Below are 12,277 nucleotides of genomic sequence, written 5' to 3'. Positions count from 1 at the left end.
CACCACCCACCGGCCGGCGCATCCTACACGCCAACTTCAGATCCGCAAACCCTTCATTCAACTTAACTTGTTGATTAACAAGAAGTTTTTGAAGCGCTTCATCGCTGAAGTGGCGCGCATTCTACAGGTAATCCGGAGGACGTCAAGCACTAATTTGGTGCTTTCATACAGTCTGCCAGCGCCAATCTCAAACCACTCCGTCTTTGCACTTTGCGCTCAACGGCCTGCTCAAACACCGACTCGCGGATTTCTATAAGCGTGAAGTCGTTTTTGGCACGGGTAATACCGGTGTAGATCAGCTCCTTGGTCAGTACCGGATTCAACGCATCGGGCAAGAGCAGTGCGCAATGATTGAACTCCGAACCTTGGGATTTATGTACGGTCATGGCGAATACCGTTTCCACCTCCGATAAGCGGCTGGGAAGGATATAGCGCAGCTCCCCGGATCCGTCATTTCGGGCGAATACCACACGCAATCGGGTTTGGCTGATCAGCTCCTCATCGGGAACCTGTAACGCCACACCAATGTCGCCATTCATTAGCCCCAAGCTGTAGTCATTGCGGGTGACCAGCACTGGACGCCCCTCGTACCAGCCTGCGTCGCCAGGCAACAATCCAGCCCGATGCAGTGCCGTAGCTACCCGCTGGTTCACCGCCGCCACACCCCAAGCCCCCTTGCGTACCGCGCAGAGAATCTGGAACGCATCAAACGCCTGCAACACCTCTTTTGCCCACGCATCCCACTCCTTCGGCGGAGCATCAGGCACCGGCCGATGATCACGGATCGTTTGCAGATATGCCCGATAGCCCGGGGCATTGTCCCGGCCATCCAGCGCGAAACGTTCAAATGCGCTGTCGTGTTCGCTCTTTAGGCGCAGACTCGCGAGCCCTGACTCGACGCGCCGAATGATTGACCTGGCACCTGGCGCATCTCCACGGTTAACCGCCTGAGCCAACAGACCGATTCCAGAATCCCCGGCAAAGCGTCGCGAATGACGCAGCATCACGATGCGCTGGTCCAACGCATCATCACCAGGCTGTAGCGCCGCATCATGCACCGGGGCGCCCGTCAGTTGTTCCAGCAATTCCAGGGTATCGGCTCGATAACCTGCCTGTTCTGCATTTGAACACAGATCACCCAGCACGGCCCCCGCCTCTACCGAAGCCAGCTGGTCCTTGTCCCCCAATAAGAGGATACGGGCGTGGGCTGGCAAGGCATTCAGAAGCGCGTCCATCATCTCCAGGTCGATCATCGAGGCCTCGTCGACGACCAGCACGTCCAGTGGCAACGGATTGCTTGCATCATGGCGAAAGTGCCGGCTGCCAGGTCGCGTGCCGAGCAAACGGTGCAAGGTGGTTACTTCGTGGGGAATCAACGCCTTTACCTGATCCGAAACCGGCAACGATTGAATCTGCCCGCCGATGGATTCGGTCAGACGCGCAGCAGCCTTCCCGGTTGGCGCGGCCAGACTCAGTCGTAGCGAACTGCCATTTTGCAGCGCCCGCTCCTGCAGCAAAGCCAACAGGCGGACCACAGTGGTAGTTTTACCCGTACCAGGCCCACCGGTGATCAAGGTAAAGCGCCCCACCGCCGCCATGGCACAGGCGACCTTCTGCCAATCCGTGCGCGAGCCTGGGACCGATGCATCGAACAGCCGATCCAACTGCTCTGCCAAAGCCCCATCAGCCGGCTCAAACGCCAAACGGCTGGCCAAACGCCGGGCCACGCGCTGCTCGTAATCCCAGTAACGGCGCAGGTATAGCACCGAGCCACGCATGACCAATGGCGCCCCAGCATTTTGAAACAAGACCGTACTTGCCTGGCAGGACCGCTGCCACTGCACGAGATCAACCCCCACCAGGATGGCCGAAGGCAACAGCGTCGCCTGTTGCACGATGTCGCCTTCCGGCGGCATGGACAACGCAAAATCCGGATCTTCCAGGGTTGCTTGTAGATCAAGGCACACGTGACCATGCCCCAGTTGATGGCTGGCCAGGGCACAAGCCAGTAGCAATAAAGGCTCAGCATGCGGATCCAGCTCGGCAAAAAACTGCGTCAGGCTGCGATCAAGCTCGCGCAACCACCCCCATTCGGCCCAGACTTTGAGTAAGTCAAACAAGCCGTCATGACTACTCAATGCCGGATGCAGGTTCATACGACCACCTCCCCTGCCCGAGCAAAGAGCGCATCAAGCTGCTCGATCAATTCCCTGGCCGGACGCACCTTGTACAGCCCGTGTCCCGGCGCCCGGAAAAACCAGTACAGTGCTCCGCCTAGATGCTGGTCGTAGTCGTATTCCACACCGAGACGCAGGCGCAGTTGGCGATGCAGGGCCAGTACATACAATACGTACTGCAGGTCGTAGCGATGACTTGCCACCGCCTCGGTCATGGTCTGCTGGGTATAGGCCGCATCGTCTGCGCCCAGCCAGTTGGACTTGTAGTCGAGCACGTAAAAGCGTCCCTGATGTTCGAACACCAAATCCATAAAACCCTTGAACATGCCATTGAGACGATCGGCGCGCAGTGCCTGACGGGCGAGCCCTGGCAGTTCCCATTGCTGGACCAGGGCATCCAGTACCTGAACGTCGACTTCCGAAGCCTGAAACCAGAATTCCATCTCACACTGATACTGCTCAAGCCGGGCAAGGCTGGCATCCGACTCACGACTGAGTCCCAACGGCTGAGTCAGAAGACTATGTAACCAGTCTTGCAACGGTTCGATCCAGCCCTGCCAGCCGCGTCGCTGACAACGCCGCGCCAACTGCTCGCGCAGCACTTCAGGCTGCGCCAGCGCACGGTCAAATCCCATTTCCGCGGCCATTTCCAACAAGCCGTGCAAGAAAGTCCCCGGCTGCGGCCCTCGGGGAAAACCGTGTAGCCCAAACGCACCAGTCGGGGCCGGTGCAGTAATCGACTCATCATCGCCGGCTATCTGTCGTGACGCGGTATCGGGCGCATGGTCGTCATGGCGCAATGTCGCAGTCTCCTCATCTTCAGCCAGTCGCAGGGCACTGTAGGACGCAATCCACCAATGTTCACGCGCGCGGCGCGCAGGTACTGGCCACGACAACTCAGGCTGGTGCGCCTGCCCAGCGTTAAACGAGTGTTCAACGGGTTCAGGTAAGGCCTGTAGCGATGTGTGCGCCGGATCTTCCAGTGCCTGCAGCCAGGCTGCCAGCTGCGCACTGGCAGGCAACGGTTCTCCGCCGCCAAGCAGGTAGCCGATGGCCGAAAGGTGCAGCCTGGAGTCTTTGGCCTGCCCGAGCTTGATATCCGCCAGGCCCAACCAGCAGGCATGCTGTGAACGCGTAAGCGCCACATAAAGCAGACGCACATCTTCGGCCAGGCGTTCATGTTCGGCTCGTTCAAGGGCGTGCTGGTCCGGGCTGAGTACCACGCGGCGGCGGCCATCCTCCTGAACCAGCAGAGGCTTGCCGGCATCGAGCGGGCGTACCAGGCAAATAAACGGCAGAAATACCAATGGGTATTCCAGTCCCTTGGATTTATGAATGGTCACCACGCGCACCAGCGCTTCATCACTTTCCAGACGCACGATCTGCTCATCAGCCGCACCACCGGCGTTCAGCCACTCGCTCAGGTGGCGGATCAGCGCCTGCTCACCGTCCAGCTCGCCAGCTGCTTGCTGCAGCAGTTCGGCCAGGTGCAGCAAGTTGGTCAGAACCCGCTCGCCATCGCTACGCCCCATCAGGCGCTCAGCCAGATGAAAGTCCTGCATCAACTGGCGCAGCATCGGCAGCACACCCTGGCGCTGCCAGCGCTGACGATAGTCGCGAAACTGCAGAACCCGCGCCTCCCATTTGCGCTCATCGCTGTTTAGCTGATCCAGGTCGCTGAGGGTCAGTCCCAGTGTGGCGCTGGCCAGCGCCGCACGCAACGGGCGATCCTGATCCGGCTCGGCGCAAGCCCGCAGCCACAACAGCATGTCGCGTGCCTCCCGGGTGCCCAACACCGAGTCCTTGTCCGACAGGTACACACTGCGCACACCGCGCTGCGCCAACTCGTCACGGATGGCCTGCGCCTCGCTGAAATCGCGAACCAAAATGGCAATATCGCTTGGCTGCAGCGGCGTAAGTGCAGCGTCTTCAGCAAAGCCCGCCAGGCCCTGCTGACCGAGATTGAGCAGCCGGGTGATCTCGCTGGCACAAGCCTGAGCCTGGGCCTTGAGGTAGTCAACTTTACCCATCGGCTCATCAGTAGCCAGATGCCAAAGCGTCAGTGCCGGCTGAATCTGACCTTCAACCTGCCAATGCTCCTTGCGCCCCTTCGCGCCGACCGCGAAAAACGGCAATTGCTCGCCAAACAGAAACGCCCCCCGCCCACTGCGCCGCTGCGCCTGCATGAACACCTGGTTAACCGCCTCTACCATGGCCTGGCTTGAGCGAAAGTTGGTATCCAGGTTGTAGTGCCGGCCCTCGGTTGCACAGCGGGCGCGCAGGTAGGTATGGATATCAGCGCCTCGAAACGAATAAATCGCCTGCTTGGGGTCGCCAATCATAAAGATGCCGCAATCACTGCGGTTTTCCTGGATCTGGTAGATGCTGTCGAAGATGCGGTACTGCAGCGGATCGGTGTCCTGGAATTCGTCAATCAACGCCACGGGAAACTGCGTGCGAATCAACTCGGCCAGGCGCACGCCGTTTTCACCCTGCAGGGCGGCGTCCAGACGCAACAGCATGTCATCGAAGCCCATCTGCGCACGCTGGCGTTTCTCCCAATCGAAACGCTTCCGCACCCAGGCCGCTGCCTGGCGCAGCGCTGCCTCAGCCGGCTCGGGCAAAGCGGCCAACTGCGCCGGCAGCAACGCCATGGCGTCCAGCGCCGGATGCGCAGGCGGCTCGCCCTTCCAGGCATCAGCCAGCCCCTCGGGTGTCAGCCGGGTAAAACCACCGCCAAGATCCAGCCCTTCGGTGTCAGCAGACGCCCACGCCCGAATTTTCTCCAGCCAGGGGCGGTAATAGCGCGCCTGAATCTTGCGTCCGTCGACCAGCTTATCGGCCACACCTTTTTCAAGCAGTTGCTCCAGCTCATCGACCCACCCAGTCCAGGGTGCGCGCAGTTGTGCAAGCTGCTCATTGCGTGCTGCCAGGGTACTCTCGAGCAGTTGCTGCAAGTCCTGTCCGACCGTCTCCGCCTCGTCCGGCTGCCCCAACAACGGGCGCAACTTTGCGCCAAGGTTGCTCGGTTCCTTCCATTGCTGAGCGACCCAAGCCAGTGCCTTGCCCCGCAACGGATAGCAGTGGCGTCGCCAATAGTCGCGCACCACCTCTGCCAGCAGCTCGCTGTGGTCGGTTTCCAGGGTTTGGATAAACAGGCTGCCGCTGTCGAAAGCATGTTCACGCAACATACGCTGGCACCACCCGTGGATGGTCGAGACCGCGGCCTCATCCATCCACTGCGCTGCCAGCTCCAGACGCCGCGCACATTCGCTGTATTGGGCCGCCTCGAAGTCAGCCTTGAGCATGGCCAACAGGTCATCGGCCTCTTGCTCGCCACGAAACACCGCAGCGGCCTGCACCAGACGTGCTCGGATACGGTCGCGCAGCTCGCGAGTCGCCGCGTCGGTGAAGGTCACCACCAGAATCTGCGGCGGCAGAAGCGGCTGGTTGAACGCCACCTCGCCGCCGTGTTGCAAGATCAGGCGCAGATACAGTGCCGAGATGGTGTAGGTCTTGCCGGTGCCGGCACTGGCCTCAATCAGGCGACTGCCATGCAGCGGGAAGCTGAGAGCCAATGGCTTAGTCATGGCGAGCCTCCAGCAGCGTTGGCGGGTTGTCCAAAAGCGACTGATACAAGTTCGTGCTCCACTCGAAGAACTGCTTATCGGCACTCAGCGCTGCAAAGTCCGGGTATTGGCGCGCCAGGCTGGCACTGCTGCCCACCTCACCATTGACGTTAAAACCACCCTCGTACACGGCGGCGGCCTTGTCCTCTCGCCGATCCTGCAGCCATGCCAGAGCAGTTTTCAGCGCCACCGGCAGCGGCGAGCACAGACCGCTCTGCCATGCCGCCAGCCACTTTTGCAGCTGTTCCTGAGCGGCTTCGGCGGGTAGCGGTGGCCAATGCAGTGAGCAGTCCTCCCCCACCAGGAAAGTGTGCAGAGGCTGCCCACAGGCATGAGCAATAACGTGCAGCACATAGGGCTGCAGCAGGCGGTGCCATTTAAAGCGTTTGTTCTTGCGCAGAGCACTGGGGGTGAGTTCAATCCGTGCCAACTCTCCGACGCTGTTGCTACGCAGACCGCTCAGCCAGCCTTGCAGGGTGCTGCCGTGGGCGTTGAACAACAATGGTATTGGCGACTCCGGTTGCTGCGGCCATTGCAGGCGCAAGCCGTGGTAGCGCACGAGCTGCATCGGCAATGTGGCGCACAGCGCCTGCTGCTGCAACTGACCAAATCCCGCCATGGCTAGCACGCCTTGCCGTCGCAGGCGCTCAGCCGCTGCTTCAAGCGCAGCGTCGGTGTCGGCCTGCTCCGCTTGCGCAGCTTCTCTCAGGAGTTGCTCCTGCAACTGATAGCGGGCCAGACCATCAAGCGCGAAAGGCTCGGCGTCCAGATCTACAGCCTCGCTTTGATCCAGATAAACCTTAAGGCGCTGGGTAAAAAAGTATTTAACCGGATCGCGCAGGAAACGTTGCAGCGCCTCCGGCGTAACCTGCGCTGCATCCGTCCAGGGTGCCAGCGCAACACTTTGGGGTTGGGCCTGAGCGTTCTGATGTAGAGCCGCCCATTCATGGGCGTAACTGAAAAGCCCCACCTCACCGATGAAGTAGCGTTGGCTAAAAGGCTGTAGCGGATGTTCGCAGGTAAGGTGCTCAAGCAAATCGCCCCCGTCGGTGCTGCGCCAAACACTGGCCAAGTGATCACGCAACTGCCCAATCAGCACGGAGGGTGGTCGCTCGCTGTTGTCGCGAATACTGCGGCCAACCCAACTGATATACAGGCGATCTCGCGCGGCCAAGAGCGCCTCGAGCAGCAGGTAGCGATCGTCCTCCCGACGTGAGCGGTCACCCGGGCGATAATCACCAGCCATCAGATCGAAATCCATTGGCATCTGACTGCGCGGGTAGTCACCGTCGTTCATCCCCAGCAGACAGACCAGACGAAACGGAATCGCGCGCATTGGCATCAGGGTGCAAAAATTCACCGCCCCGGCCAGAAAACGCTGACTCAAGCGGCCCTGATCCACGCCACCGAGCCAGGCCTCACGCACCACCGTCAGTGGCAGCAGCTCGCTCAGCGCACCCTGCTCGCACAACTCCAGCCACCCATCGAGCGCTTCGAGCAACTGGCCTATCAGGCCCTGCTCACGCTCGTTCTGCGCCACAAAGAAATCTTCCAGCAGTGTCCGCAAACGCGCCCCCCACTGCTGCGCTGAGGCCGGCTCACGCAGCTCGGCCAACAGCTGTTCGAGCGCTTCAAGCACGCGCGTAAGCGGGCCGATCAAGGCCGCGTCCAGACCGCCAATTTCGTCATACGGCTCAATGTCGGCAAATGCCTCCCCACTGCCAACGGCGTAGCCCAGCAACATGCGCCGCAGACCAAACCGCCAGGTGTTTTGCTCAAGTTCACCCCGCACGCCAAACTGCGCACGCTGTCGGGCATCAAGTCCCCAGCGCACACCAGCGCCCTCCAGCCAGCGGCGCAGGGTTGGCAGATCCTCTTCGGCAATGCCAAAGCGTTCACGCAGCGCCGCGACATCCAGAAGATCCAGTACCTCGCTGACGGTTAATCGAGACTCCGGCAGCTTGAGCAACTGCTCCACGGCAATTAATAAAGGTTCCAGGCCGCGACTGCCCTGGTCGGCCAGAGTAAAGGGAATAAAACGCGAATCGTCCGGGCTTATCTGGCCAAATACCGCCTGAATGTGCGCGGCGTAGGTGTTGACGTCCGGCAGCATGACGATCACGTCACGCGGGCGCAGACTCGGATCCGCGCTAAAGGCCGCCAGCAACTGGTCATGGAGAATCTCCACCTCGCGCTGAGCGCTGTGCGCCAGATGAAAGCGCAGCGATTGATCCTGCGCAGGGTCAACTGTACGCCCCAGCAGGCGTGCCTCTTCGACGCTACGTAAATCCAGAATGTCGTTTTGCAACTGGCCGAGCAGCGTGATGTCCGGTGCTTCGGTGAACAGGTCAATGCGCTCGAACAACTGGCGGTACCGCTGTGGATCATCGTACTGATCGAGCAGGTTGATGTAGTCACGTCCCTGCTTGCCCCAGGCAGCCAGAAGCGGCTGGGCATGCTGATGCGCATCAGCATCAATAAAGAGCCCCAGCTGATTGCCCGCGCCTTTGCGTTGCTGTCGGCGATAGGCGTGGCGCAGCAGGTCCTTGTCCTCGACGATATCGCCCCAGTGGTGCTGACAGGGGTTGTGCACAAACAGCATGACCTGGGTAAAACGGGACATGGCCGCCAGTGCCTCCAGCATCTGCGCCGGCAGCGAGGAAATACCGAATACGATGACCCGGCGCGGCAGGCCCCACGGGCGTATATCGGCATTTTTCAGTGCTTCGACGAAACGCGGATGCACGCCGGCCCGGCTAAGCGCTACATGCTCGCTGCCCACATCTTCAAGCAGGGCACGCCACAGAGCCGGCTGCCAGCGGTTGACTTCATCGATCAGCCGCTCGCCACCACGTGAGGTCACCAGGCGGTCGCGCCCGGTTGCCCAGTCGGCCAGCCAATCGGCGCGGTAGACCTGATACTGGTCGAACAAATCGGCCAGTCGCTCAGCCAGTTGGTAGCGTTTACGCAGGTCATGGTCATCGGTGAGAAAACGCTTGAGCGGCGCGAACAACGGGTCGTCCAGCAACTGCGGCAGCAGCCGCAGCAGACGCCAGGTCAGCGGCGCCTTATCCAGCGGCGAAAGCTTGGGAATGGCCTGATCACCCAGTACCTGGCGGTAGGCCTGCCACAGAAAACGCGCCGGCAACTCAACATTTACCGCCGCAGCAATCCCGCAACCACTGTCTTCGGCCAGCGCCAGCTTGAGCCATTGGGCAATACCATTGCTTTGCACCAATAGCACCTCGTTTTCCAGCGGATGCAACGGGTAAGCGCGCATCCACTGCACGGCCAGCTCGCGCAGCTGCTCAAGCTGATTGCCGTGAATCACGATAAAGCCGGGAGAAAGCTCCGGTTTAGCTGGCATCGGCAGGCTCCTGGTAAAAATCCAGTGGCAAGTTTGCCAGCATTTGTCAGTCAGTGCGCCAGGTTCACTCGCGTCGCCTAGCGATAGGCGCAGAACGAAAACGGCCGGTCAAAGACCGGCCAGAATGCAACGCCGCAAGTGTCAGTCAACCGTCAGCTTGCTGCGGTTCTTCTGCAACGTCGCTTCGCCAATGCCCTTGACCTCGAGCAACTCGTCGACTGAGGCAAAGGAGCCATGTGCTTCGCGATAGTCGACGATGGCCTGCGCCTTGGACTCACCGATACCACTCAGCTCTCGCTGCAAGGTGGCGGCATCGGCCGTGTTCAAATTTACCACCGCTGCCTGGGCGAGCTGCAACGCCGGAGCGGTTGCAGGATCGGCTGCCGGCTCATTAGCCAGGGTTGCGGCGGATACGCAGGTGCAAAAGGCAAACAACAAGAATGACAGACGCATTTTCAGCATGGCAAACACTCCGTGTTCAGTGAAGGAACGAGACAAACTAGTCTCGTCTGCAAAGCTAGACGCTCCGCTCTGTCTGTCAAATGCAGACTCAGCCGGCTATCTCTCATTCGCGCACTGGTTCACGCACTATCCAGCCCGACGCGCACCACACCGCTGTCGATGGCCAGATGCACCAGCTCGGCCTGCGAGGTGATCTGCAGCTTGTTCTTCACTAGGGTCTGGTAGTTGGACAGTGTCTTGGCACTGATGCACAAGCGCTCGGCAATCTGTCGTGGCGGAAGGCCGCGGGCAAGCATGACGAAAATTTCGAACTCACGCTGGGTCAGCTCGCGCAGACGTGGGTCAAGACCGTCGTCGCCACCTGGGCTACAGGCCAGTTGAGTGGCCAGTTGCTGTTCGATGTACAGATGCCCGGCAGCCGTACGACGCACCGCCTCGATCAGTACCTCCGGCGCCGCGCGTTTAGTCAGATAACCAATAGCTCCCGCATCCAGCGCCTGACGAACCACCGGAAGCTCATCGTGCATGCTGAAGAACAGCACACGCAGCTGAGGCAGGCGCTGGCGCAAACGCCGTGTAGTTTCCAGGCCACTGATGCCGGGCAGGCCAATGTCCATGATGACCAGATGAGGAATTTCCTCCTGCACCCGTTGCAGCGCCTGTTCGCCGTCGGCGGCTTCGCGCAACTGCACGTCCGGCAACAAGACCTGCAGCAGGCTGGCATAGCCCTGACGAACCACGGCGTGATCATCGACCAACAGCACCTTCATTGTGTCGCCTCCAAAGGAATGCTCAGGCTGATGAGGCAGCCCGCCCCCGGGCGGCTGCTCAGGCGCAGATCGGCGCCCAGGCTGCGGCTGCGCTCGCGCATCGAGCGCAGGCCGACTCCCGGATGAAGCGGCTGGCACAATCCCCGACCATTGTCGCGTACCAGCAGGCGCAGATGGCGGCCGCGCCGCTGCAGACGGATACGCACCTCGCTGGCGCGGGCATGACGGGCGACATTGGTGAGCGCCTCCTGTACCAGGCGATAGAGCTGGGACTTGCTGGCCAGCGGCAACACCGGCAGGCCCGCCCCCAATTGCAACCGACAACGAATGTTCTGCACCTTCTCCCAGTCGGCCACCAACTGCTGCAGTGCCGGACCGATATCCAGCTGTTCCAGTTGCAGCGGATAAAGGTCGCGGATCAGCCGGCGAAATCCCTGCTGCAACTGCTCGCAACTTTCCTCCAGTTGCAGAGCGACAACCGCGATCTGCTGAGGCTCGACGCAACTCAGGCGCAGCAGGCAGGACTGCGCACGAATAGCACTGAGGTATTGACCTAGATCGTCATGCAAGGCCTGCCCGAGGCGCTTGCGTTCATGCCCCTGCAGCTTCAGCAGAGTCCGGATCAGTTCATCTCGCTCGACCTGCAGACGGGACTCTCGTCTATGCCCACTCGCCAATCGAATAGTCAGCAGAGCCAATCCCAGAGAACACGTGGCAAGCAGCAGCCACAAACGCAGAGTTGCACAGATCTCTTCGACCCTAGCAGACGGGTCGAGGGCGATTCGCAGCTCACGGCCATCGTCCAACCTCCAGCTGTCGGCCAACAACAGTGACGATCCCAGCAACTGATCAGTGATCCATTGCCTGAAAAGGCCATCAGCCGGCTCATCGCCCCGCTCGCCAGGCTGCAGCCACTGCACCCGGATATGACGCAGGCTCCCAGTCAAGGCGGGATTCAGCGATCCAGGATTGGCGCCGGCCAACTCACCGAGCTGCTCCAGCGTCACTTCGGCCATTTGCAACTCAGCCTGAAGCTGAGTACCGGCCTGCCGCAACAGCCAGGCACCACCTGCCATACAGGCCAGAAGCCACAGCAGACATGCGGTCAGACTGAGTCGAGCACAACGGCTCATCTCAGTTTTCCCAGTGCGACTCGGAGAAGCGGAAGGTCTGGCCTTCGCCAGCGCCGTGCAAATGATCGATACCCAGCAGGCTGATGATCAACAACGCGGGCAGCAGCAGAGCTTTGACTATATGCATGGCGGACACCTGTTCTTGTTATGTGTGACATGTCGCCATGCTAAGAAGCCTAGGCCAACAACGGGCTACTACCTTGGTACTGCCGGACAGCTACTTTGGGCATATTTCCCGAGTTGCACGGAAAGCTGAAACGCACAAGGCCCCGCCAGTATTGCACTGACGAGGCCTTGTGCGTTTTCGACAGAGACTCAGGCGCTGGCGCGCACCTGCTCCCAGGTCAGATCCAGGCACTTGCGTGCCTTTTCCACCAACTCGTCAATCTCCGCCTCGCTGATTACCAGCGGTGGTGCAATGATCATGGTGTCGCCCACTGCACGCATCACCAGCCCGTTGTCGAAACAGTGACCACGGCAGATCATGCCCACACCAACCTCACCCGGATAACGCTGGCGTTTGGCCCTGTCCTGCACCAGCTCGATGGCACCCAGCATGCCGAGACCGCGCACTTCACCCACCAGCGGATGATCCGCCAGCTCGCGCAGACGCTTTTGCAAATACGGTGCCATTTTTTCCCGCACGCGTTCGACGATGCCTTCTTCGCGGAGAATCCGCAGGTTCTCCAGACCCACCGCCGCCGCCACCGGGTGGCCGGAATAGGTGAAGCCATGGTTG

General features: G+C 60.6%; 8 protein-coding genes. All 8 read right to left on the bottom strand.

Annotation, left to right across the window (positions count from 1 at the left end):
* Nucleotides 1-149: 149 nt before the first annotated feature.
* A complete protein-coding gene (gene recD / locus NCCP436_RS17255; protein WP_220805203.1) occupies nt 150-2,156 on the bottom strand; it encodes an exodeoxyribonuclease V subunit alpha in 2,007 nt (668 codons plus the stop codon).
* Nucleotides 2,153-5,767, bottom strand: a complete 3,615-nt coding sequence (gene recB / locus NCCP436_RS17250) for an exodeoxyribonuclease V subunit beta (protein WP_220805202.1) — start codon at nt 5,765-5,767, stop codon at nt 2,153-2,155. The genes recD and recB overlap by 4 nt, the downstream gene beginning before the upstream one ends.
* A complete protein-coding gene (gene recC / locus NCCP436_RS17245; protein ID WP_220805201.1) occupies nt 5,760-9,173 on the bottom strand; it encodes an exodeoxyribonuclease V subunit gamma in 3,414 nt (1,137 codons plus the stop codon). Before recC ends, recB begins: the two co-directional genes overlap by 8 nt.
* Before the next feature lie 141 nt (nt 9,174-9,314).
* Nucleotides 9,315-9,635 carry a helix-hairpin-helix domain-containing protein gene (locus tag NCCP436_RS17240; protein WP_220805200.1) on the bottom strand — a complete coding sequence of 107 codons (321 nt, stop codon included), beginning with the start codon at nt 9,633-9,635 and terminating at the stop codon, nt 9,315-9,317.
* A 119-nt stretch (nt 9,636-9,754) separates the two neighbouring features.
* Nucleotides 9,755-10,405 carry a response regulator transcription factor gene (locus NCCP436_RS17235; RefSeq protein WP_220805199.1) on the bottom strand — a complete coding sequence of 217 codons (651 nt, stop codon included), beginning with the start codon at nt 10,403-10,405 and terminating at the stop codon, nt 9,755-9,757.
* Nucleotides 10,402-11,538: a sensor histidine kinase gene (locus tag NCCP436_RS17230; protein WP_220805198.1), complete on the bottom strand. Its 1,137-nt coding sequence runs from the start codon at nt 11,536-11,538 to the stop codon at nt 10,402-10,404. The genes NCCP436_RS17235 and NCCP436_RS17230 overlap by 4 nt, the downstream gene beginning before the upstream one ends.
* A 1-nt stretch (nt 11,539) precedes the next feature.
* Entirely contained in the window at nt 11,540-11,665 is a 126-nt protein-coding gene (locus NCCP436_RS17700) for a hypothetical protein (RefSeq protein WP_259651519.1), read from the bottom strand.
* Nucleotides 11,666-11,853: 188 nt separating this feature from the next.
* On the bottom strand, nt 11,854-12,277 hold a 424-nt coding region (locus NCCP436_RS17225; RefSeq protein WP_220805197.1), incomplete at its 5' end, for an aminotransferase class III-fold pyridoxal phosphate-dependent enzyme.

Source organism: Pseudomonas sp. NCCP-436, from assembly GCF_019656335.1.
Classification (GTDB): Bacteria; Pseudomonadota; Gammaproteobacteria; order Pseudomonadales; family Pseudomonadaceae; genus Aquipseudomonas.
This window is presented reverse-complemented; position numbering and strand designations above follow the sequence as displayed.